The 23433-nt window shown below is 43.3% G+C and carries 18 protein-coding genes and 2 CRISPR repeat arrays (1 of these 20 running past the window's edge); of the genes, 2 read left to right on the forward strand and 16 right to left on the reverse strand.

Features of this window, described 5'->3' with window-relative positions; all coding sequences use genetic code 11:
• Positions 1-20: 20 nt before the first annotated feature.
• Genes ACDJ59_RS20580 through ACDJ59_RS20600 form a run of 5 tightly spaced genes read right to left on the reverse strand, consistent with a single transcriptional unit; the run spans position 21 to position 5011 of the window.
• Positions 21-1859: a cache domain-containing sensor histidine kinase gene (locus ACDJ59_RS20580; protein ID WP_413405360.1), complete on the reverse strand. Its 1839-nt coding sequence runs from the start codon at positions 1857-1859 to the stop codon at positions 21-23.
• Positions 1856-2893, reverse strand: coding sequence for a response regulator transcription factor (locus tag ACDJ59_RS20585; RefSeq protein WP_413405362.1), 1038 nt, complete (start codon positions 2891-2893; stop codon positions 1856-1858). Before ACDJ59_RS20585 ends, ACDJ59_RS20580 begins: the two co-directional genes overlap by 4 nt.
• A 42-nt stretch (positions 2894-2935) precedes the next feature.
• Entirely contained in the window at positions 2936-3814 is an 879-nt protein-coding gene (locus tag ACDJ59_RS20590; protein WP_036672498.1) for a carbohydrate ABC transporter permease, read from the reverse strand.
• Positions 3815-3827: 13 nt separating this feature from the next.
• The gene (locus ACDJ59_RS20595; protein ID WP_413409872.1) at positions 3828-4745 is read right to left on the reverse strand and encodes an ABC transporter permease; all 918 of its coding nucleotides are present in this window, start codon (positions 4743-4745) and stop codon (positions 3828-3830) included.
• Positions 4746-4801: 56 nt separating this feature from the next.
• Positions 4802-5011 carry a tautomerase family protein gene (locus tag ACDJ59_RS20600; RefSeq protein ID WP_413405366.1) on the reverse strand — a complete coding sequence of 70 codons (210 nt, stop codon included), beginning with the start codon at positions 5009-5011 and terminating at the stop codon, positions 4802-4804.
• Between the two features lie 582 nt (positions 5012-5593).
• On the opposite strand from ACDJ59_RS20600, the gene ACDJ59_RS20605 reads away from it, so the two are divergent.
• Complete coding sequence (locus tag ACDJ59_RS20605; RefSeq protein WP_413409873.1) at positions 5594-7330, forward strand: methyl-accepting chemotaxis protein; 1737 nt, start codon at positions 5594-5596, stop codon at positions 7328-7330.
• Between the two features lie 276 nt (positions 7331-7606).
• Here the strand turns inward: ACDJ59_RS20605 and ACDJ59_RS20610 are convergent, their stop codons facing one another.
• The 11 genes from ACDJ59_RS20610 to ACDJ59_RS20660 form a co-directional block, all read right to left on the reverse strand.
• On the reverse strand, positions 7607-8005 hold the full coding sequence (locus tag ACDJ59_RS20610; protein ID WP_100528579.1) for a PIN domain-containing protein: 399 nt from the start codon (positions 8003-8005) through the stop codon (positions 7607-7609).
• Positions 8006-8007: 2 nt separating this feature from the next.
• Complete coding sequence (locus tag ACDJ59_RS20615; protein WP_100528578.1) at positions 8008-8268, reverse strand: AbrB/MazE/SpoVT family DNA-binding domain-containing protein; 261 nt, start codon at positions 8266-8268, stop codon at positions 8008-8010.
• Between the two features lie 277 nt (positions 8269-8545).
• Positions 8546-9592: a CRISPR direct-repeat array (repeat unit 33 nt; unit sequence ATTTCAATCCACGCACTCCATACAGAGTGCGAC).
• Positions 9593-9785: 193 nt separating this feature from the next.
• Positions 9786-10076, reverse strand: coding sequence for a CRISPR-associated endonuclease Cas2 (cas2, locus tag ACDJ59_RS20620; protein WP_026081267.1), 291 nt, complete (start codon positions 10074-10076; stop codon positions 9786-9788).
• A gap of 9 nt (positions 10077-10085) precedes the next feature.
• Positions 10086-11117 (reverse strand): type I-C CRISPR-associated endonuclease Cas1c, encoded by a 1032-nt coding sequence (gene cas1c, locus ACDJ59_RS20625; RefSeq protein ID WP_017690348.1) that lies wholly within the window; start codon positions 11115-11117, stop codon positions 10086-10088.
• Positions 11114-11773 (reverse strand): CRISPR-associated protein Cas4, encoded by a 660-nt coding sequence (gene cas4 / locus ACDJ59_RS20630; protein WP_017690349.1) that lies wholly within the window; start codon positions 11771-11773, stop codon positions 11114-11116. Before cas4 ends, cas1c begins: the two co-directional genes overlap by 4 nt.
• Positions 11760-12629, reverse strand: a complete 870-nt coding sequence (cas7c, locus tag ACDJ59_RS20635) for a type I-C CRISPR-associated protein Cas7/Csd2 (RefSeq protein WP_017690350.1) — start codon at positions 12627-12629, stop codon at positions 11760-11762. The genes cas4 and cas7c overlap by 14 nt, the downstream gene beginning before the upstream one ends.
• On the reverse strand, positions 12630-14558 hold the full coding sequence (cas8c, locus tag ACDJ59_RS20640) for a type I-C CRISPR-associated protein Cas8c/Csd1 (RefSeq protein WP_413405370.1): 1929 nt from the start codon (positions 14556-14558) through the stop codon (positions 12630-12632). It lies immediately after the preceding gene.
• On the reverse strand, positions 14555-15277 hold the full coding sequence (gene cas5c, locus ACDJ59_RS20645; protein ID WP_100526597.1) for a type I-C CRISPR-associated protein Cas5c: 723 nt from the start codon (positions 15275-15277) through the stop codon (positions 14555-14557). Before cas5c ends, cas8c begins: the two co-directional genes overlap by 4 nt.
• Before the next feature lie 682 nt (positions 15278-15959).
• Positions 15960-18416, reverse strand: coding sequence for a CRISPR-associated helicase Cas3' (gene cas3 / locus ACDJ59_RS20650; RefSeq protein WP_413405372.1), 2457 nt, complete (start codon positions 18414-18416; stop codon positions 15960-15962).
• 614 nt (positions 18417-19030) lie between these two features.
• Positions 19031-19822, reverse strand: coding sequence for a hypothetical protein (locus ACDJ59_RS20655; protein WP_017690356.1), 792 nt, complete (start codon positions 19820-19822; stop codon positions 19031-19033).
• A gap of 936 nt (positions 19823-20758) precedes the next feature.
• Positions 20759-21115, reverse strand: a complete 357-nt coding sequence (locus ACDJ59_RS20660) for a hypothetical protein (RefSeq protein WP_413405374.1) — start codon at positions 21113-21115, stop codon at positions 20759-20761.
• Between the two features lie 399 nt (positions 21116-21514).
• On the opposite strand from ACDJ59_RS20660, the gene ACDJ59_RS20665 reads away from it, so the two are divergent.
• On the forward strand, positions 21515-21745 hold the full coding sequence (locus tag ACDJ59_RS20665; protein ID WP_413405376.1) for a helix-turn-helix domain-containing protein: 231 nt from the start codon (positions 21515-21517) through the stop codon (positions 21743-21745).
• A 495-nt stretch (positions 21746-22240) separates the two neighbouring features.
• A CRISPR array of direct repeats spans positions 22241-23433; the repeat unit is 33 nt; unit sequence ATTTCAATCCACGCACTCCATACGGAGTGCGAC (it continues 118 nt past the right edge of the window).

Raw genomic sequence — 23433 nt, forward strand, 5'->3', positions numbered from 1 at the left:
CTCCTTGTTATTAGTTTCAATTAAATTCGCTTGCTGTGCTGGTCCGCAGGAAGGGCCATCGTAATGGTCGTTCCCATACCTTCCTCACTCTCCATCATCAAGCCGTATGTTTCTCCAAATACGAGCTGAATCCGGCGATGTACATTCATAAGTCCGATGCCACCACGATGATAAACATCATCGGTGTCTTCACCTGCCAGACGGTTCAGTTCCAGACGGCGACGCAGCTTCTCCAGACGTGCATTGCTCATGCCCATACCATTATCCTGAACGATGACAAGAAATCGATCATCCAGACGTCGAGCATCGATGCGGATAAAATGACCCGGTTCCATGCCCCGTGGAAACGCATGTTGCAGCACATTTTCCACCAGAGGCTGGAGGGTGAGACGAACCATTTTTTCCAACAACAGATCCGGTGCAATGATGACCTCAACTTCAAGCTCCCGATCCATGCGATGTTTCATGATGGAAAGGTAGGCCAGCACATGCTTCAGCTCATTGGCAACCGTAATTTCCTCCAGATTGGTCTGAATGGAATAACGGAGCATATGAGCCATCGATTCCACCATCTGCGTAATTTCTTCGGAATCCTGTACGACGGCATAACATTTGATCGTCTCCAATGTGTTGTAGAGAAAATGCGGATTGATCTGCAACTGGAGCGCCTGAAATTCCGCACGGTGTCGTTCCAACGCTTCCTGCTGTAGCTCAATTTCCGACTTCTGGCGGCGCAACTCCGACTCATATACACTCTCAATCATGTCCGACAAACGGCTGACCATCAGATTATAGCTGCGAATCAGCACTCCGATCTCATCTCGCCTTTCCTTCATCTCCACCTTGTTCCAGATTCCCTTCTCCGTCTGTCTCATTCCGTTCATCAGCACACGAATGGGTTCTACTTGAGATGCTCCGATCCGGTAGGCCACCACAAGCGCAGCGAGCAAGGTACCTGCACCAACCCATAATGTAGCTGAGCGGATCGTTGCAATCGGCCTTTGAAGCTCCGACAGCGGCACGGAAGCAACAAAACGCCAGCCCGAATAGGCAGACAACTCCGATATAAACAGCCGCTTGGTACCATCCGTGTTCTGTTCCAGAGACCCTGCCTCCATGTGCATAAGCCTGTTCACAGTGCTAGACGACATCACGGTCTGCGCCTCTTCGTCCCCAGGAGTGTAGATAACATTTCCGTTCTGATCCATCACATACTGATAGCCCCCTTGACCGAGATCGAGTTCTCCCCAGATGTTGTCAAGTTCCAGCACATTCACTTCCATCGCCAGCACTCCATTTGGTGTATAGGAGGACACCCCCCTGATCCGGCGCGCAATCGTAATGACATTTGCATTCTGTCCACTGCGAATACTACGGGTGAGCAAAGTCGATTCGCCATTCGCAGGGGTTGCAGCGAGCAACTGCTTATACTGCTGTGCAGCATCGATATCGGGAATGCCCGCTGAATTCTGGTTGTCATCGATGACAACCCGTCCGTTCCCCCCGATAACATACAGGAACTTGATCTGTGGATATAACATAAAAACAGGCGGGAACACGTTCCTTTTAATCTGACGGCTATACTCGTAATAGGCATAACTATCCTCCGAATTCATATCGAGAAAGTGCTTCACACTTCCGTTCGAGAGAATGGAGTAGGTAGCACGATCATAATTTTGCAAATACAGATCGGTCTGGTACACCGTATTACGCATCGTTTGGGCGATGTTGTCCGCCAGCTGATCGTTCATCTCAGTTGAGGCATAGGTATAGGTAAACAAGCCAATGGCAGACAGGGACAACGTAATTACGATGGCAAAATGAAAGAACAGGCGGATCGACAGGCTGCGCTTCATCATTCAATGCCCAACTTACTGCGGTATTCAGACGGGGTCAGTCCGGTAATCTTCTTGAATGTCTTGGTAAAATGGGGATGATCCGCATACCCCACTTCGTAGGATATATCCGTAATCCGGTTGCCCGGCTGTTCCAGCATGCGTTTGGCCAGTTCCATTTTGCTGCGTATACGGTATTGGATAAAGGTCTGACCTGTCGTCTGCTTGAACAGCTGGCTGAAGTAGGACGGGTTAAGGCCCAGCTTGGCGGCAATCTCGTCCAGTGACACTTCGCGGCGCAAATGCTTCTCCAAGTAAGCCTTTGCTTCTTCCACCGGATGCTTGCGCTTGCCACTGCGTTTTTCCTTGATCCTATTCATCAACGTCTGGATTTCGTTGCCCAGAGCCTCGAAGCACTCCTTAGAGGAAGCGCTTACAATTATCTTACTGGACGTACTCATCGTTCCGTTGCCACGGGCGTTCATGCGGGCCACAATCAATTCCAGCAATTCCTGAAAAAGCTCCGCTGTCTGCTCAGGCATCAGGGCATATGCCGGATAACGATTCGACCATGCTGCGAGCAGCTCCGTCACATCGGATTGCCTTAACTCCCATATAGCCTCTTCCAGACGCATGGCCCAATCATTCAGCTCCCTCACGGGTACAAGGGATACCTTAGGTTTATCCTCTTCGGAGGCCAGCAATTTGAGCAGCAGTTCATGAAGCTCCTGTCGTCCCACTGGCTTGAGCAGATATCGCTTTACCCCATAATCCATACAGGCTCTTGCATATTCAAAGTCTGAATAACCGGAGACTACAATAATGCGCATCGTACTGCCTTGCTCGGATAAATGTCGGCACAACTCAATACCATCCATCGTTGGCATACGAATATCCGTGAACAGGATGTGTGGCCGAAAGTCTTTCACCACCTGAAGGGCCTCTTCCCCATGCGCCGCCTGCCGAATCTCACAATCAAACAATCCTGCTTGCTCTATCATCTTCGCCAGACCCAGCCGAATCATCGGTTCATCGTCCGTAATCAAGATTCTGAACATCGCCATTCCCCCGTTTCCGTCAGATCTGTATGCTGCTTGTAGTTAAGATTTGACGGAGCCGACCATGATTCCTTTTACAAAATGCTTTTGCAGGAAAGGGTATATGATAATGATTGGCAAGGTGGCGATGATGATGGTCGCCATTTTGATGCCTTCCGGCGATGTATGTGCAAGGGTGCTATAGACGGCAGAACCCGGATCGACGGAAATATCGTCACTCTCAAACAGCTTCTTGAGTGTGACCTGGATCGGCCACCAGGCTGGATCGTTCAGATAATAAAGCGCGGTGGAATACGCATTCCAGTGGCCCACCGCATAGAAAATGCCGAGTGATGCCATGGCCGGTTTGGACAATGGAATAACGATACGCCAGATGATGCCAAACTCCCCACAGCCATCGATGCGGGCGGCATCGATCAGTTCACCCGGTAGCTGTGAGAAGAACGAACGCATGACGAAAAAGTTAAAGGCGTTAATCGCTCCTGGCACAATCAGCACCAGTGGATTGTTGACCAGGTGTAACTCTTTCATCAGAATAAAGTTCGGAATGAGCGGTGCCGAGAATACAACGGTTATCAGGACAAACATAACGACCAGTGAACGCCCTTTGTACTCTGGACGGGACACGGGATAAGCCAGCGATGCCGTTGCGGCGAGATTGACCAGCGTACCCACTAACGTTACCCCAACCGATACTGCAAAGGCCCGCCAGAAGGCAGCATCGCCGAATACATATTCGTAATTGATCCAGGTAAAAGCTACTGGCCAGAAGCTGACCTTTCCGCCCATGATCGCTTCCGAGCTGCTAAGTGACTGGGCCAGCACATTAATGAAAGGCAGAATCATCGTTAACGAGAGCAGCGTAAGAAAAACGAGATTTCCAATGCGAAATATACGGTAACGGACACTGGGGGTACGCATCCATCTCGCCTCCCTAATACAGGCTTTCGCCGGTTGTTTTTTTGCTAAAGAAGTTACCGAGTAGAATAAGCATCAAGCCCACGACCGACTTGAACAACCCGATAGCTGTTGTATAGCTGTATTGCTGTGAGAGAAGCCCGGCTTTGTAGATATACGTATCGAGAATCTCGCCAGACTCCAGATTGAGCGGATTCAGGAATACAAACACACGCTCAAAGCCCAGATCAAGGAACTTCCCGATGTGCAGCAGCAACAAAATCATAATCGTTGGCAGCAAGGATGGCAGAGTAATCGACCATATTTGCTTCAAACGTCCGGCTCCATCTACCTCAGCCGCCTCATACAGATCGGGATTGATGCCCGCAATGGCAGCCAGGAAAATAATCGTGCCGTACCCGGAGTCGCGCCAGATCCCGGAACCGATCAGAATGGAACGAATGTACGAGTCTTCTCCAAGGAAGTAGATCGGCTGCATGCCCAGAAATCCAAGTGCCTTGTTGACCAATCCGGCATCCATTGAGAAAATACCCATGAAAATCCCGCTAATGACGACCCAGGACAGAAAGTGAGGCATGTATACAATCGTTTGCAGCAAACGCTTAAACACAATCATCCGTACTTCATTCAGCAGAATCGCCAGTAAGATCGGTACCGGGAATGCAATCACCAGATCATATAATCCAAGCAGAAGTGTGTTATTGAGAATTCTTAAAAAATCATAATGGCTGAACATCTTCTGGAAATGCTCCAGACCTACCCAATCACTTCCGGTGATGCCTTTGAAAATGTTGTAGTTCTGAAAGGCAATCACTGAACCGAATAAAGGTACATATTTGAAAAGGAAAAAATACAGGATACCCGGTAAGGAGAGTAGGTATAGTATCCGGTATCGCCACAAATAACGACCCGCATCTCCGAGCCGAGCGCCCAGACCAGACGAGTGAAGTCCAGTTGCACCCCGGCTTGGTGGCACGATATCTGCCGGCTTCACGTCTTCTCCCCTCCCTGCTTCTGTGTTTGCGCGCTTCTCAAGTTATCAGGAACGTTCTCGTCCCATGGGATCTCATTGAATTCGATGGAAATGTAATCCGGCTCCCGGTCGATAATACGTGAGAGCTCGCGTGTGAATACCTCCACTATCTCCTGCTTTTGCTCATCCGTCCTGCCTTCATACAGCCTGATCGTAATTTCTGGCATCCGATTTAAGCTCCCTTCATCACGTGATGTAAACGCTTTAACAACTTCATCTTAGCGTTCCTGCGAAAGGGCAACAATGGACTGTCTTTTCATTCACTTGTGTTTTTTTTAGGTCAAGACAAGTAAGCCCAAAAAGCCCCCTTACGAATGGGGACCTCTGGGAACATAATATTTTTGGGATATATAGTAATTAATTTTATCTATCTCACTAGAACCTTGCATTAACAAACGTAATAATAAAGATCAAAAATGAAAAACACGCCCACAGAACCAGTACCTTAGAACCATTTTTGCTCTAAAAGCTAATATTAATATGACTTTATAACGATATAATCTACGAAGTAACTTACCTGGGGGTCCTATAAGTGAAGTAGAACTTGAAACAATGTAAAAAGCACACTGAAGCATGAGAGAATGTCACGTAACCACAGCAAAATCAGAATTATAGAAGTTGCACGATAACAATTTTCCACTAAATATTCATTAGATTACATAGCGTATAGCATCCCATCCAGGTATAGTGCATTTTCACAATCGTAGAAGGAGTGAACCATCTTGTTTAATAAGCTTCGCTGGAGTACCATGCCTTTCTTCATCAAAAATTTGGTGATTTCATTCGGCAGCATCATGTTGATCGGTGTAATCCTGATTACTGCCGCGTATCAATTGCAAAAAAATATCTTGGTTGAACAGTTGCACGACCAAGCTACCGTCATCACCCAGAAATGGTACGATGATCTCGACACTGCCAAAGTGGCAGAAGCGGCTAAGGAAAAAAGCTACTCCGGTCCTGTACAGCTGGAAATGAAAGCTTATCTCGATTCCATCCATGAATTCTATCCAAACATCGCGCAAGCGTACATTTTCGGTTCAGAACTTGAGGAAGGAAACGGAACGTCCATCATCGCGATTCCAACCAACCTGTTGGAGCCATTCGAGGAAGGTAATCTGCCCGCAGGTGCCATGTACCCGCTGCCTCAGAATAACGTCGTAGTGCTGGAACAGATGAAAAAGGACGGGAAGCCTGCCTTCAGTGATTTCTACACGGATGAGTACGGAACCTGGACTACTCTGATCTATCCGATTAATAACGCAGATGGCTCCATGTACGCTGCTCTTTACTTCGATGTAGATGCAAGTGCCGTTCCAAAAGGCCTGAACAAACTACTTACGTACGGTTTGATGTTCCTGATCGGTTTCCTGATCCTGTTCATGGTGTTGCAATTCATTTTGCTGAAAAGAACGTTGCTTCCGATCCGCAATCTGATGAAAGGGATCGAAGAAGTCAGCACGGGTAATCTGGACGTAACCATCGATACCGGGCGAGATGATCTGGGTGTCATCAACGAGAAGTTTAATGCGATGATCCATCGCTTCAATACAACCATCTATAAAGTACAGAATGCTTCACATCACCTCTCGGAATCTTCCAAACAACTACTGGGCATTTCCGAGAAAAATAATGTGAACATTCAATCCATCAGCACCAATATTCGAGAAATATCTACTGGACTGGTATCACAAGACAAAGCCACTGTGGAGAACGCACGCGCCATGACAGAGATGTCAACGGTAGTACAGACGATCGCCAGCAGCTCAGCCGATGTGGCAGATGAAGCACTCAGCATGGAGCAGCGCTCCAGCACAGGTAATGTGGTGATGCAACAAGTTATTGAACAGATGCGCCTGATCTCCGGTGCGGTGCAAAATACGTCAAACTCGATTCAGTCTTTGGAGAATAACTCGAACCAGATTAGCAACATTGTTAACGTGATTACGGAGATTGCTGGACAAACTAACTTGCTTGCACTTAACGCTTCAATCGAGGCAGCCCGCGCAGGTGAAGAAGGAAGAGGTTTTGCGGTGGTTGCAGGTGAGGTACGTAACCTGGCAGAGCAATCGCAGGAATCAGCGAAGCAAATTCGACAGTTAATTGAAGAAATTCAACGGGATATCATGCAGTCTTCCGAAGCGATGCAGTTGGGTTCCAAGGAAGTTACCAAAGGCTTGGAAGTTACCCAAGAGACTGGTGTATTCTTCGAGAATATTCTGACTGCTACGAATAAAGTGGCAAACCAGATTCAGGATATCTCCAGTTCTACTGAAGAGATCTCGGCAAGTACACAGGAAATGTCTGCCACGGCCGATGAACTGTCTGCCAATGTCAGCAAGGCAGCAAGCAGCAGTAAACAAATTGAGCAGTCAATTGATGAGCAGGAAGCCTCCATGGCAGCCATTGTGAGTGCCTCCGATGAGCTCTCGGTTGTATCCGAGCAACTGCAAGAACTGATCTCATTCTTTAAAGTACGTGCAGAATAGAATTAATAGGATATAGATAACAAGAATACGACACAGTAAAAAACCAAGGCTCATGAGTGACTGAACTCAAAGCCTTGGTTTTTTTGTTGATACCAGGGTAGGCTCTATACCTTCCCGGTATCATTTAACAGACAACGGTGTCATCAACTGATTGTTGAACCTCCAATGGCAAAAGCTAGTACAACTATCTGTGTTTTTATTACAGGAATTAGGAGCTCAGTTAGATACAAAATCCATTCTCGTCCTCTTACCAGAATTTCAATCACCTAACAACATTTAAAGTTGATTTGGCTTGTAATACTCGCATCCCAGCTTCGTAAAATCACTGTCCCATGTTACTACTGGCATGTTAATTGTTTTTGATTTTGCGCTAAGATAACAGTCCACAATGTCAACGTTACCTTTTTCAACAAACAGCCTTAACGCATCTTTCATGTAATCTTCTTCAAAGATGATGTTATCAATTTGCGATAGACTAAGCAGGGCATTTCCTACATCAACATTAGAATGCTTGTAATGTGATTTCAGTACCCAACATGTTTCAATAATTACTGGTGATGAAACAATTATCTGAAAATCCCCGCTATCTAGCATTTCAGAAACTTTTTCAAACTGCTCCTTATCGTCTTGAGTGAACAACCGTACTAGTATGTTTGTATCAGCCAAAAAATCCATTGCTATTCCCCTTTTTTGTAACTGTTCCCCACCCAGTCAATCGCTGACTTCCTAGCTTCCTGAAGATCATGTTCTTGACCTGTCTTTAAGATTCCTACAAGATCAGTTAACTTCTTCTGTTTCCTAACTTCTAATTTTGCTTCGCCATTTTGGATAATTACAATAATTTTGTCGCCTGTAGCTATACCTAGTTGTTTCCTTACCTCAACTGGAATTGTAACCTGTCCTTTCGAAGTTACCTTACCTGATTCATACATACTCATACACTACTACCTCCTACTCTATTACCTATATTATAATGTACTACTTTAATGTTCAAGTATTACTTTTTACGTTGGGTAATATACATTCCAAGTATAGTCAATTGGAATTGAATTTCTAATGCTGAGTAATTTCAGCGTCAATATGTAAGCCCAAAGCTGTTTTACATGTTCATGTGAATTATAAACTTCAACTTCCCAGTCATAAGTAGGTATTTGCCGTTCCAATGTACTTCTTTAATGTGAGTTATTTCCCATTAACATGGTCATTAATGACAATATTTCAATCCACGCACTCTATACAGAGTGCGACGTCAGACTATGAAAAGATACTAACCGAAATGAAAATTTCAATCCACGCACTCCATACAGAGTGCGACTATACACGACAGAATCAATGTGACCGTTATATACGATTTCAATCCACGCACTCCATACAGAGTGCGACTATCGTCCCGATCCACCTTATTGCGAGGGCGATAATTTCAATCCACGCACTCCATACAGAGTGCGACATGCGATAAATAAATACAAAATTAGCGATTGCTAATTTCAATCCACGCACTCCATACAGATTGCGACGCCAATGGGGCGCAGCATTCCAACAAAACGCAACGATTTCAATCCACGCACTCCATACAGAGTGCGACGCGATTCATACCTTGGATGTTTCATGACGACTCAATTTCAATCCACGCACTCCATACAGAGTGCGACAAGATGATTGTTAAGTCCATGCTGCGTAGATATCTATTTCAATCCACGCACTCCATACAGAGTGCGACTACTTCCGGATTACGGCAGCGATCTCCGCATTGGTATTTCAATCCACGCACTCCATACAGAGTGCGACGATATTTATATTTGCAACGAAATTTATGTTCATGAATTTCAATCCACGCACTCCATACAGAGTGCGACACCACCATGTAATACCTGGTCTAAAAATGGGATTATTTCAATCCACGCACTCCATACAGAGTGCGACGGGAACAAAGCTGAGCGAAGAATATGACGATGAAGATTTCAATCCACGCACTCCATACAGAGTGCGACCACTGCCGATCTGGCAGGGATAGAGAGGACTATTATTTCAATCCACGCACTCCATACAGAGTGCGACCATTTCCCACGTGAAGATGCGGCTAAGCCTGAACAATTTCAATCCACGCACTCCATACAGAGTGCGACGCACCACCTGTGTTATACCGTGAATCAGGTAACGGATTTCAATCCACGCACTCCATACAGAGTGCGACATCTGCTTATCAATCATCCGATCCGATTGGGCAATATTTCAATCCACGCACTCCATACAGAGTGCGACAGCGAAAAGTGACGTAATAACTATGCTTGAAGAATAACTATTAACGTATTTTCGATAGTTCTACTTCTTTAAAACCGTTATCACAAATTTCCGATCATAAATCATTGCCAAAAGGTCACAATAAAGACCTTTTCGACAAATTCCGAGGTGCGAATCCCCCAGGGAAATCATGTGAGCTTGGCATTCGCACCTGCTAAAGTATTAACGGATCACCCATATCATAGGAATCTTTGGCACCCACATGTTGAACTTTACTTTTGTAATTATCACCTAAGTTATAGAATCGGAGACTATCTGTATCCTTATCAATCAACTCTTCCAGTTCGAATCTTAATCGTCTAAACTGGGCAGCATCCAGTATACATTCAAACACCGAGTTCTGCACTCGCTGACCGTGATCCACACACTTTTTTGCCACTTTAGATAGTCTTCTTCGGCCTTCACTATCTATCGTGCTCACATCATACGTAATCAAAATAAGCAATCATCACACCTACTTCCACAGAAACGGAGGATACTCATCCAGATCCCCACGTATATATCTTGCCAGTAGTAACGCTTGAGTGTATGGTACAAGCCCCCAAGGTATTTTTTCATTCAAATACGGATGCATAATCTTTTCCTGTTTACGATCTTGCCACGCTTTTAGCACTTTCTTTCGTGTCTCATCATCCATAATCACTGCGAGATTTTCTTTCACATAAAAACCTTTATCGTTAACTACCTTCTTATTAATGAGAGAAAGTACAAATCGGTCTGCGTACACTCCTCGAAGTTCCTCCATCATATCCAGTGCAAGTGAAGCTCTGCCAGGACGATCCCGATGCAAAAAACCAACGTATGCATCAAGTCCGACAGATTCAAGTGCAGACTTCATATCATTAGCGAGTAAGGTATAAGCAAATGATAATAGTGCATTCACTTTATCCAGCGGAGGACGTCGGCTACGTCCATAAAAATAAAACGATTCCTTTTGCTGTAGAATCAGATCATCGAACACAGAGTTATATTGCACGGCAGCCGATCCTTCCAATCCGCGCAATATATCCAATTGCTCCACCTCGCGCAACAGCTTCATCGTTTCACCTAGCGACTCCGTAACCTTCTTGATTCGTTCCGTGTCGATACGTAGTGCATAATCCCGTGTGGCTCGTTCCAAAATCCACTTGTTGTTGTATAACTTGCCTGTAATCATATTACGAGCAACCCGCGCACTACGCACCTCATCGTCCGAGATACGATACTGTTCTTTGCGAAGAACCACATTTCCTCGATCCTCACCAATCACCCGTGCGAGGAATCGCCCCGTTCGTGTCATAAATGTCAGACTAACATTGCGTGACGCACAAGCCCCCATCAGTGCTGGACTTACTCCAGCATAGCCAAAGGTACAAACGGCCTCCAAATTATGTAGCGGATAGCGAGCAAGAATTTCTTCCTCCTGCTTCACCACAATGTTTTCCCCATCCAGTCCAAGGTATGTATCGGGTAATGTTACAAATAAGGTGTTCAGCAGCTTTTTCATTCATTCAACCTGCTTTCGATGTAACTTGAAACGGAGCGTTTGTTCAAGATATCAGGCACACATATATTGTTCAAAGAACAACTTAGGCAGTGTGGTCCTGCTTTGGCTTTGGGTGTATGGTTCCGTTCAAAATAATGTCTCATCTCTTGAATACTTGCCTTCACTCGTTCCCGATCTGCCGCAGTAATTATGACTTCAACCCTATGTTTGATCTCATCATAATAAAAATAGGCCTTGGGAATATCACATACGAGCATTTCTTCGAGACATATGACTTGTGCTACCAATTGGGAGTGATCCGAATCATTTCGTTTGGGCTTGCCGCGTTTGTATTCAACAGGATAAGGAAGGTATAACCCTTCCTCTCCCGCAAGTGGAACTCCAGATGGATCACGAATGAATTCAACCACATCACAGATGCCTGTGATCCCAAGTTCTCTCGATTGTACCGGAAGTGCACGAACCACTAGTTTATCGCCTCGTTTTTCACGAAGCGCTGGCTGATCTGCCTTTCGATGCAAATGATCTCCTTCAATGGTACGCACATTGTCTTCCCACTGCTGTTCGATATGAATTAATGCCCACTGCCTTCTGCAAAAGTTAAAATGCTGAATCCCCGAAAGCAGCAGATAATCCTCTTCGTTATAGTCCTTCATATTCTTGGACTGCCAAGCCTTCCAGCGGCACCACTGTATAATTATAATCATCGTAGGACTTTGCTTCTGCTACTCCTGGCTTCAATTCAATTTGCAGAGAACGATGTACTTTCGCAGATGAATACTGCCCCATTTTGGAGCTATGTTCCCACCAATATAACTGGTGAACCTCCATGCTACCATCAGGACGGGCCGAGGACGTATCATTCTCGAATAAGGTTCTCAGTGATTCACGAATTTTCTCCGCGTCTTCATATGTAAATCCGGTCTTCTCTGCCAGTTGCGTGTTGATACTTCCATAAAAAACATAAACTCCAAAATCTACGCGGTGTTTCATGCCCATCGTGTCTGAACCTTTTTTGTCTGGATCTTTAGCTGTTGTGACAGAGTTAACACTCTTCGTAATCTGCATGCTTGAGATGTCAATCCGATCCAAACTAACCGCTGTATGAATCGATACCGGACCCCGAATCCCCACAGATACATCTGTGCCGCTAAAAGCAAATACCTGTCCAAAGCTACGTACGTCAATCCAGGACTGACAAGCGGCTTCTGCATACATATCCTTATTTGCCTTTTTACCTTTGGCATGCTCTTGTACATTCTCATTGGCATCGACACGATCTTTAATGGAACGGTGAGCATCATTCCGTTTTTCATCGGATTGCACCAGAATGGACTCTCCCATATCCTGAAGGCGGTTACGAATTTTACGCTTTATACATACATCCGAGATTTCTCCTAAGCCATCGTAGTTCTGACGAGGACGGTTTCCATTCAATGGATCACCATTCGGGTTGGCATTACGAACAGACAGTACAACAGCAAAATCGATTTTGTGATCAAGTGTACTCATTTAGTTATCCCCTTGTTCGTTCAATTGGTTTTCATCGTCTTTATCAAGTGTAGCTGCGGCTTCTTTATCTTTCCTACTTGTATATAAATCGTTACGCTGACTGTAGAAGCCTAGTAAGTATAATCCCGTAAGTGGCTTGTCTGTAAAATCTTCCAACTGTAGTTTATCTCCAACTTCATCCAGCAACGAATTATAATATCTGGCACCCGTCCCCATCCGCGCTTGATAAGGTTGGAGATTAGATTGAATAATGCTCCAAGTTCTGCCTGGTCGTTGTGCAAAGGCGTTCATATATCGAATGGCATTTGTCGCTCGTTTTTCCTCTTTACCCAGAGCACTTCTCTCTAATACATCTGCAATGGCAAGCATTCTGCCAAATACGTAGCTACGATCCGTTGTTTCTGTATTCAGACTCACTCCATACCCCTCCTTCTTATTAACAAGTGCGCAAGTAATGCTCAGTGTTTTCTCCCACTCCCAATTTTCCATGCCTACCGGGTTGGATGTACGTTGGATAGAACTGCGAACGATATCCAGCGGAATGGGTCGCTCATCTATGATACATGGGAGCATTCGCTCCATTAATCCCTTAACTACCTTGTCACTGGCTCGTGGACCATAGGCTGCAAATGCAATGTCTTTGGTCGCAGGCGCCCCAACAAACGAGACGGGTTTGTCATTTTTATTTTTCCGATAACGATGTAACCAATAACAGCTCTCATGCCAAGCTAATATTCGATCCAAATACTCGTTCTGATCTAAACTCCGATAATACATAATCGACATTCGCCCTGGTGTGGCCGCATCCAGTGTCATCAAAGTCACTTCATGTTTAGAGTTATACTCCCCATCGTATCGGTAACCGCCAATCGCCTTCCTGATTTGCAAAGCAAACTCCTTATGAGTTGTGTCCCCGCCAGCAAATGCTTCCTCATCATCCTCATCCCACAAGCTAAATGCATCTTCTTGAGGTTCTGGCATATCCAGACTTGTGCTTCCCCACACCAGAAACACTTTGCCATCAATGGTGGTTCCTTGTCGATCAATAAGCCACTTCAGAGCGTTATGCCCTTTCTGTGAAGCTTCGTAGCTTACTACAGCTGCGTCACGACTGGTACGAAAACGCCCCCGATACGTAAATCCACTAGAGTCGTTAGCTGAGATCAACTTGGACTTATCCCCTGAGTGACGTATGCGAGAAGCATGTTTATCAGCAACTGGTAGGTAATCACCTGTCACGAAACAGATATCCTTGTCCTGCAAACTCATCTCGTAAAAATGGATAAAAGACTGCTGTACCGAAGCATCCCGCCATAATCTGGATTCGGGTTCTCCTGGAATATCTACAGCAAATCGAACAAATGCCCCACTCTGATCTGCTGCGATGACATTAAAAATTTTTGGTTTCTCGCCTTCCTGGTCACCTGGTCCTGCGGTCCACTTCTCCAGCAGCTTTCCTCGACTATCCGCATGAAGTATGCCTCTGTCGACTAGATCAGCAATCAGCGTGCCTTTACTAACATAGTGAAGTATGCTCTGTACTTTAGAGTGACTAAATGGAGATTCGCACCAAGCCTTCAGTTGGGTCAAATAATCCTGATACGGTGTTCCCTTGACCTCTCCGCAAAACTGAGTGTAATCTCCTGCAACATAGGATAACTTGTCAAAAAGCGGATACGGTACAGGGGCACTCGTTCGGCTTGCGGAAGCTTCGGTGCAAGGAATAATCGTACTGCCATCATTCTTTTCTACCACTTTGGCATTTACGATATCTCCTTTTCCATTCAGATGAACTTCAATATGGGCGGTCTGTGTTGTGTGCGAGATTGGAATCAGAGCGTATTCCTTGCCATTTTTCTTCATTTCAAATTGTCCGACAACCTTAGCGTGATCATCATACGTTCTGCTTAAATTGGCAAGCCAACTCATTCACTCACCTCATTTCCAAACCATTCTGAATGAAGATCATCTACAGATTGCATATTCCCTGCATCGAATATTTTAGCTGTACCTTCTCCCACTTTGCGCACCAATGTGCATTCATCCGGACGGATAAATTGAATGACACCATGCTGCATTTTCGCTTTCCACAGACGAACCTCTCGCTCATTGCTTCCTGTTTCATCCGGGTAACTGATTCCATGCAGCATCGTGCCAAAATCAAGCTCACCTATACGATCATAGAAACTGTCATCTTCACCAAACTGGCACGGTTCAACGTACCCCTGACATTCACGGGTCCCCAGAAAGATATCTCTTCGTCCCCCAACCTGAACTGCTCGTTTGGCGATATTGTGATGTTTATGTTCGTTCTGGTCATGTATCAAATCTTCACGATGCGGATTAAATATAAAATGAGCCTTCACCTGATAACGCACATCTCTTAGATAGGTGTAATAGGCCAGTGTGTTGCCCCCGCTATATTCAATCGGACGCATACCCTTTGATTCGGTCTGAATTGGATTCATAATACGGACTTCATCTACAATCCAGGTCAGCGTTGGCTTCCAGTAAATAGATTCAACAATCCCTTTGAGGGCTTGGTATGTAGGAATCTGATAAGAGAATTTTTCTCCGCCCAACTTGGTCAGTGGATCGGTGAATAGCGCATATTTTCCCGAAACCTCAAATTCGATTTGATTTCTCAACATTTCAGCTCCTTTCTATGGGGTATAGGAGGGAGAAACATGTGTCATGAATCTCCCTCCTGTAATGGATGTTTAAGAGGGCAAAAATCTTTTATTGCTCCTGTGAAACATCCACGAAGTTGATTGTTCCGACAATGCAAATTCTTTTCTTTTTAACTCCAGTATCAATTTTCTATTCTCAGATCTGATCATTTCCAATTTATCCTGAAGATCTTTACTTTGATTTAATACTTTCGCGACTTCTTCAAAAAACACTTCATAGTTATGAATTATGTTTTTCCCTGTGCAATGTAAAATAATTTTGTCTATAATTTCATCTAACTTTAATTTAAATAATTCTGTTTCCGACTGAAAAATAAATGTTCCATCTGAATTATTAAGGTAATATTTGATATAGTCACCTCCATGTAATCCTTTTTTAGAATCCTAATTATTTCTTCAATGACATATTCTTACCACCTTCTTATGATATTTGATATTGATCATTTCCCCTTACACACTCAATATATGTAGCAAAAATCATAAAATACCCGAATCATGAATACAGTGATATATATATGAAATTCAAGTCTATTGATATTTCTAGAAGCATGTATTTTTGTCGCTGAGAAGCGCGGATTGAAATTTATGTTATTTCATATTTGTTGTTAAGACCCGCCGTTAGAGCGGGTTTTTAGCATTTTCATAAAATCGCGTTTTCCCAAGCACCTTCACCCTTGGAATCCACACCGAAATCATCACAATATGCAGGTTCTCTCAATGCAAGAACATGCCCATGTAAAAGAGGTCTCACATCTCCATTTTTCTCCAATGCACGGAGTTCATGGTCGTAGACATTCACAGTATACTGCTGAGCCTTGCGTAATAACTGACTCATTTCACCAGGTTCAATTGCTCCATTCAAGTCCAGAATCAATTCTTTTCCTTCTTCACCATAAGGAACAATTACGGGCGTGGCGTTCGTGGATATGGCTTCGAAATACTTCTCTGCCGTAGCGATCGCATAATGATTCACAACCTCTGGCCTACAATCATGCTTCTTCTTATAGGCATCCACGTAATAACGATTACGGTCCATCAGATCAAACAAGTTCTGTTCAAGCTTAGGAATGGGGTAATGCATTTTGTCTCCAATATCGTTAAAATAATATTCGAAATAACGGGACATTGCCTTTGAAGATAACAAGTCATCGCCGAGCGAACCCGGGTCATCCTCGAATTCCTGTAGCACACGTTCCGTTTTCTCTGCACCAATTTGAATCTCAGGCAGATTCGTTAATACCTCATCCGATGAGCGAATGATGTACACATTACGAACCTTATCTTTCCCATGCCGGTTACATCGTCCAGCCGCTTGAGCAATCGAGTCCAAACCAGCCAAGGAACGAACCACGCAATCAAAGCTGATATTCACACCCGCCTCAATAAGCTGTGTACTCACACAGATGATCCGTTCACCCTTTGCCAATCTCGGAATAACGCCATATTCCCCGGATAAAACCTCTTTGCGATGTGCTGCACACATATTGGTGCTCAGATGAACCACCTGTACGCCACTCTCTCTCAGCCATTCCACCTCATTTAACTGTTCAAACAGTTTACGGACCGCTGTTTTTGTGTTCAAAATGACCAGCACACTGTCCACTTCCCTCATCTGTTCCTGGACAAAAGAAGATACTTCCTCTGCACCCCAGCCCGAAGGTGATTCCCGCGTAAGATCCTGTAAATCAACTCGTTTGAAGCTTCGGCCGACCTCATCTAAATTCTGAATAATCTCCGGTTGCTTGGAGAAATGTAGCTTGTGCTTCACAAAATCCAATGCAGGCTGAGTAGCCGTACAGAGCAACAGGCTTGATCTCCCAATAACATGCAGGAAATTCAGTGCAGCATTAAAGAGGGAGATACAATGAACCGGAACCGACTGCACTTCATCAAATACAATGACTGCATTGGAAAGCTGATGTAATCTGCGGACGTTTCGGGTTCCTTTGGCATAAAAGGTGTTCAAAAACTGAACCATTGTCGTAAAAATAATCGGCCGATCCCAATGATCACGGGCAAGCTTGAGATTCTTTTTGCGCAAATCCAGGGTTTCCCCTTCGTCGCCCTCATGGCGTTCGTCATCCTTGTCATCCACCACGTTGGAATGATGTTCCAAAATCATGTCATCGTTCTTCAAGATATTGCGGATCTCAGCCGCATTTTGTTCAATGATGGTGGTGTACGGAACGATATATATAATCCGTTGTTTATTATGTTCAATGGCATGTCTTAGCGCATAGCGCATACTGGCAAGCGTTTTCCCCCCGCCTGTTGGTATGGAAAGGGTGTACACTCCTGATGGACGATACGCAAATTGTTCGCATTGCCGGGACATTTCACGTCGCAATCGATTAATGGGTGTGTCTACTATACTGCTGTGCTCAAGCTTGCTTAAATGTTGAGATAGTAATTCATAGCTTTGTAGAAAAAAAGACTTGTAATTGATTTCTTCTGCTAAAGTTTCATTTTCTTCAAATCGCCTTGTATTCGTACGATCTGCGTCGATCAGACAGCTAAACATATATTTGATAAGCAGTGCTCCTGCAATCGGCGGAAGTTTATGCTCTTTGATGATCTTTATGTATCGTTGAAGCTCCTCAATCGCTTGTTTAAACATATGGTTGAGTAGGTCTGGGGCATTGTGTTTGAAAAATTCTTCTTTCGCTTGCTCATATTGATCTAGTTTCTTGGAAATGACTCGCTCCATATAAGGTGAAGTTTTATCAGGTGATATGTAGTCTCTTAGACCCTGATGATGGGAGATAATACAATTGGCAATCCACTCCGCTGTGTACTTTGACTCCAGCGTTGTGCCTCTTCCATGGTAAAGGCTGTGCAGCAGCTTGCCACCAGCAGTCGAATGATCAACTGAACCTTTGCGAGGAGGGGCATCCGGGTTTGCGACAGCTTCCTGAATGTAGTTTCGAAAAAGATCTGTATTTTTGCCCATATCATGCAGAAGACCAGCAATCCCTGCCAAATATTTAACGCCGATCTTCTCTCCAGCCTGCTCCGCACCTTGCTTAACCTCTACTAAGTGATCCTGAACGGTTTGTATTCTTCCATCCTTTTGACAGATATGCGCAATATAGGTCACACCACTTCACCTCCACTGAATTTCATGACATTAATCCCAGATCCATAGGCAAAAAGACTCACATTGTAAATTTCGACACCAAAATACATTTCCCTTCTATAAACCCTATATTTTTAGAATATTATGTAATTTGTTAAAAAGGCAGTAATACTTTTGCAGCTAAGTCAAAACTGTATTCAAATCAAATAAAAAAACTCACCTCATGCTACAGATTAGTGTAGATGATGGTAAGTCTTTTGACTTGTGATTGCCACTTTAGTGCATTTGTATAGATTGCGACCACAGTGGGCACCAATCAACCTACCTAGGAAGGAAATTTCAATCCACGCACTCGTATAAAGTGCGACAGCAGAAAGTAACGCATAATTTTTTTACTCCTGAGTTAATCCTAAATCGTGGCATACAACAAAAATACCCCATAGAGAACTTTTTTAAAGTGTCTACTCTTTAGGGTATAGTTTATACTTTGGACAGATTTTCTGTATTCAGTAGATTATTTAAAAATTAATGACCAACACCATGATTAAATAACTGCATTATACTCTCAATTGGGAGTACTGCTAACGTTGCCAAAACAATTGAATACACCATATTTAGAGCATTTCTTTTCTTCATCATAACATCCCCTCTAAGATAGATTTGTAAGTGTTAATCTGTGCATGTGTAGCCTGCTCTCTGATTTTTTCAAAAAAGGCTACATATTTTATCTTATTCTGATTAATTTTAGGAGATATTGCCAAACAATTCAGTAAGATGTCGATTGCATCGGAGTCATTACCATTACGGCTATAGTACATCGCCAACTCAAAACTAAATTTTAGATAATAAGAAACATCAATATCAGTCATTATGGTAGTATCACTAATCAAACGATGTTTTTCAAATAGATACTCAAACTCCTGAATAGGTAAATTATTTAAACGATTGGCTTCAAGGAGAGTTAATATTCCAGACATGATCTCACCTTTTGACTTTTGAATGTAAGCTACGTATTCATCAAGCTTTGTAGCATTACCCTCAAGTAAATCCAAAACCATTAAATTGATCTTGGCTATATCGCTATAAAATTCAATTTCATTAAGTGTCTCTTGATTAGTCAATTTAATCCACTGAAAATCACTATATTGTAATACGCATTCCCTAGCTTTATCAAACTCTAGTAGTTTTTGATACGCTATTCCTTGCATCAAACGACTGTATCCAATGTAATATACTATTGCCCGTTGCGTATGTATTTCAACGATGTCCTGTTCCTTAGTCAACATTTGTAAATTATATATACGAAGTGATTCTTCATAAAGTGTTTCACCTAACTTAACGACCTCTCTCCAGTTGTCAAGACCATAAGCTATTCTGAGAAGTGTCACAGTCGAGTCTAATCCGTATCCATCATAATACCTCGACATACCCTTCCTCCTTATTTTACAATTAATAACATTATATTGATTTTTCTACCATAGGTCAAATCTATTGTTTAACAAAAGATCTTAAAATATGCTGCATTTAATAGCACATTTCAGTTTTCAGTATTTTTTCTATACTTAATATTTTTTATTTCTCTGAAATAGAAAAGTCCTACCCACTTATCCATGCTTAGCATGAGAAAGGTAAGACTTTTTTAGGGATTCGATTTGCATTCCATACGGAGTGCGATCAGACACCCGTACCTGTAACAACGCTACTACAAAGATTTCATTCCACGTACTTACACAGAGTGCGACTGAACACATAACCCATAAAAGCGCTTGGATTATTTCAATCCACGTACTCATATAGATTGCGACAGGCAGTGTATACATGACCGCAATGAGGACAAGAATTTCAATCCACGCACTCATATAGATTGCGACGATGAGACAACTTTACCTCAGCTGGCTATGGGGGAATTTCAATCCACGCACTCCTATAGAGTGCGACGTTAAACGGGACATAATATACTGTGATTATAAATGATTTCAATCCACGCACTCCTATAGAGTGCGACAGCAGAAAGTAAAGTATAGTCGTCTCAAAAAAGATGTTTTTAACGTTATTCTGTCATTTAGTAAATGATAATAAATTCATCTTAATACACATAATCCAGTTAATTCAAGAATGATGTTGCCAAAAGGGGACAATAATAACTTAATCGACAATTTTCGAGGTGCGAATCTCCTAGAGATTTTATGTGAGCTTAACATTCGCACCATTAAATAGAGCTATTTACAGGTTTAATCTTTGTTACTTTAGAAATTTTATTTTCATATATCGACATCTAAAGAACCAAAGACAATATTCAATGTATTTGATCTCATTCTAAAATGCTACTCTGACCATCGTATCATAATATAATATCAGTTTTTTTATTGAAATCGATCAAGCTTCAAGTTCATGTCAACACGTTCTGGAGTCCACAAAAGGACATCCGTGAGAAAAGTCAACGCATCCATTCCGCACAATCTATCCACGATTGACTCTATCAGTTCTTTTACATTTCCTTGAGGGTGCTCAGCCAGAATTATTCCTCCGGTATCTCCATTAATATATAAGTGATCTACGTGAGCAACCTTGTGTACATGTCGCAGCCATAGCGTACCTTCGTCAAGAAAAAAGATATAACTTTCATTCATAACATATCCTTGGTGAATATAAAAATCCTGAACGTCATCAAAAGGGCCAAGTATTATCGAAGCAAGTTTCAAATGCTCAGATGCTCTCATTGCGTATTTTCCTTCTCTTGATTCTATTTTCAAACGCTAGGTAACCCTCAGACATTTTAATGAGAAAATCATTAGTATGAGTGTTCCTACTAACCCTGTTATGCGAAATCAACTTGTTAACATGTAAAATCATTTATTTCCCCTCCCTAATTATAGAAGATCCCGGTGTTTGAGACGGTTCATTTAATCGTTTTACTTCTGCTCAGTAAATTTAAATCCTTGAACATCGTTAGATTACAATGTTGCTAAAGATAACCCCTTTTGTTACGATTGGCGTAACAAGACTTGCCCACAATTCAACATGTCAACATACTGACTGAACTATGTTGAACCCATCATACTATCACCTTGATTACATGTCAACATATTGTGCACTATTTTTCATTGGAGGAATTTTATATGAATGAATTACTTATCCGTTGCCGTCTTGGGGACATCATGAAAGAGCGTGGATTACAAAATAAAGACGTTGTAGCACTAACTGGCGTAAGTCGTAATACCATTACATCACTAGCAGGTAACGCTACAAAACGTATTGATTACGACACTCTTGGTGCGCTTTGTAACGGACTTGATGTTACACCGGGAGACCTTCTGGAATACATGCCCCAAAGCAAAAAGAGTCGGTAATTACACGACTCTTTTTGCTTGTATAGCTAAGAGACTAGTGTTTAATATATATGTAGTAAAGAGTTATTAAACGTTTCAATTACTCACAACTGTTTGAATAATTGATCTTTTCTTTATTCTGTTTATAACGAATTAGGAAAAATTCTGAACCCTTCTCACACCTATAAGTAGTGTGCCTCGCTCGTGTATATTCACTATATCTTCCAGTTCCATTACATTTAATATATGTTCCCCCTCCCTACCTCTAGTTTATGAAAAGTAAATATTACACATCTCTAATTTCGATTTCTTTGTTCTTTTGCCTGGCTATACTATCTCGTAATAATAGAAGTCTATCTATCAGCTTGTGAGAGATCAGGAGCAAATCTTTCTGCCCAAATACTTGCTTGTGCTTCATCTATTGCAAATTTTGAGGTAAGACATTAAAGTTTTACCCCTTTGTACTTCCTACAGTTAGCGGCTCTGAAGTATATTTGCATTCATAAGTAGTAGCTAATTTTAAGCTATGCACTCCATACAGAGTGCGACCCAAGGCGGCCCCGGCCGTCCTTTTGTCTACTTCCGATTTCAATCCACACACTCCGTACGGAGTGCGACGAGGACTTTAACAACTCTCTACCTGACCCAAAAATTTCAATTCACGCACTTCATACGGAGTGCGACTTTTTTGCAAGCAAATCATCAATAATTCTCAATATTTCAATCCACTCACTCCATACGGAGTGAGACCCCTTTCAAAGTCGTTCGCTTGCTAGATAACCAAATTTCAATCCACGCACTCCATACGGAGTGCGACTCAAGAGATTAAAAAAGAGAATGAGCGTCATGAATTTCAATCCACGCACTCCATACGGAGTGCGACTTAATCAAAGTAGAGGCAGAGTCAACCTGTTGTTAATTTCAATCCACGCACTCCATACGGAGTGCGACATCAATAGTCAAAGCGCTGCTACCTAGGTTTGATTATTTCAATCCACGCACTCCATACGGAGTGCGACCGCAATTCCTCGATCGCGTCCGCAACCTCTACGGATTTCAATCCACGCACTCCATACGGAGTGCGACGATGGGAATACGGAGAGGTTAGCGTTGAATATACGATTTCAATCCACGCACTCCATACGGAGTGCGACAATTCATCTTCGAGGATCTGTCAAAAACATTCCAATTTCAATCCACGCACTCCATACGGAGTGCGACGCGGACACGTATGCGGACCTTCTTGCGGTTGCGCAATTTCAATCCACGCACTCCATACGGAGTGCGACCATGGACCGAGCGGTGACGGACCGACTCGCAAGAATTTCAATCCACGCACTCCATACGGAGTGCGACCATCGATCGGGCAACGTGGGGATTGGCGCGGTGGATTTCAATCCACGCACTCCATACGGAGTGCGACCGCTGAAAGAGCAAGGGATAACACTTAATACGTTAATTTCAATCCACGCACTCCATACGGAGTGCGACCATTTGCAGACCCTGTAATGCCGCCTGGCATAGTATTTCAATCCACGCACTCCATACGGAGTGCGACCAGGATCGGCAAGAACAGCAACGTAGAGCAGATATTTCAATCCACGCACTCCATACGGAGTGCGACTAAGCAGCCGAAGCCGCGGACGAAACCTTCAGCAGATTTCAATCCACGCACTCCATACGGAGTGCGACTAAATACTACGAAATTG

Source organism: Paenibacillus amylolyticus, assembly GCF_047302515.1.
GTDB classification, from domain to species: domain Bacteria; phylum Bacillota; class Bacilli; order Paenibacillales; family Paenibacillaceae; genus Paenibacillus; species Paenibacillus amylolyticus_G.

Excerpts from the sequence above, each read along its gene's own strand:
- ACDJ59_RS20580 (WP_413405360.1), bottom strand. The coding sequence starts at position 1,859 with ATGATGAAGCGCAGCCTGTCGATCCGCCTGTTCTTTCATTTTGCCATC.
- ACDJ59_RS20585 (WP_413405362.1), bottom strand. The coding sequence starts at position 2,893 with ATGTTCAGAATCTTGATTACGGACGATGAACCGATGATTCGGCTGGGT.
- ACDJ59_RS20590 (WP_036672498.1), bottom strand. The coding sequence starts at position 3,814 with ATGCGTACCCCCAGTGTCCGTTACCGTATATTTCGCATTGGAAATCTC.
- ACDJ59_RS20600 (WP_413405366.1), bottom strand. The coding sequence starts at position 5,011 with ATGCCAGAAATTACGATCAGGCTGTATGAAGGCAGGACGGATGAGCAA.
- ACDJ59_RS20605 (WP_413409873.1), top strand. The coding sequence starts at position 5,594 with ATGCCTTTCTTCATCAAAAATTTGGTGATTTCATTCGGCAGCATCATG.
- ACDJ59_RS20610 (WP_100528579.1), bottom strand. The coding sequence starts at position 8,005 with ATGGATTTTTTGGCTGATACAAACATACTAGTACGGTTGTTCACTCAA.
- ACDJ59_RS20615 (WP_100528578.1), bottom strand. The coding sequence starts at position 8,268 with ATGAGTATGTATGAATCAGGTAAGGTAACTTCGAAAGGACAGGTTACA.
- cas1c (WP_017690348.1), bottom strand. The coding sequence starts at position 11,117 with ATGAAAAAGCTGCTGAACACCTTATTTGTAACATTACCCGATACATAC.
- cas4 (WP_017690349.1), bottom strand. The coding sequence starts at position 11,773 with ATGAAGGACTATAACGAAGAGGATTATCTGCTGCTTTCGGGGATTCAG.
- cas7c (WP_017690350.1), bottom strand. The coding sequence starts at position 12,629 with ATGAGTACACTTGATCACAAAATCGATTTTGCTGTTGTACTGTCTGTT.
- cas8c (WP_413405370.1), bottom strand. The coding sequence starts at position 14,558 with ATGAGTTGGCTTGCCAATTTAAGCAGAACGTATGATGATCACGCTAAG.
- ACDJ59_RS20655 (WP_017690356.1), bottom strand. The coding sequence starts at position 19,822 with ATGTCGAGGTATTATGATGGATACGGATTAGACTCGACTGTGACACTT.
- ACDJ59_RS20660 (WP_413405374.1), bottom strand. The coding sequence starts at position 21,115 with ATGAGAGCATCTGAGCATTTGAAACTTGCTTCGATAATACTTGGCCCT.
- ACDJ59_RS20665 (WP_413405376.1), top strand. The coding sequence starts at position 21,515 with ATGAATGAATTACTTATCCGTTGCCGTCTTGGGGACATCATGAAAGAG.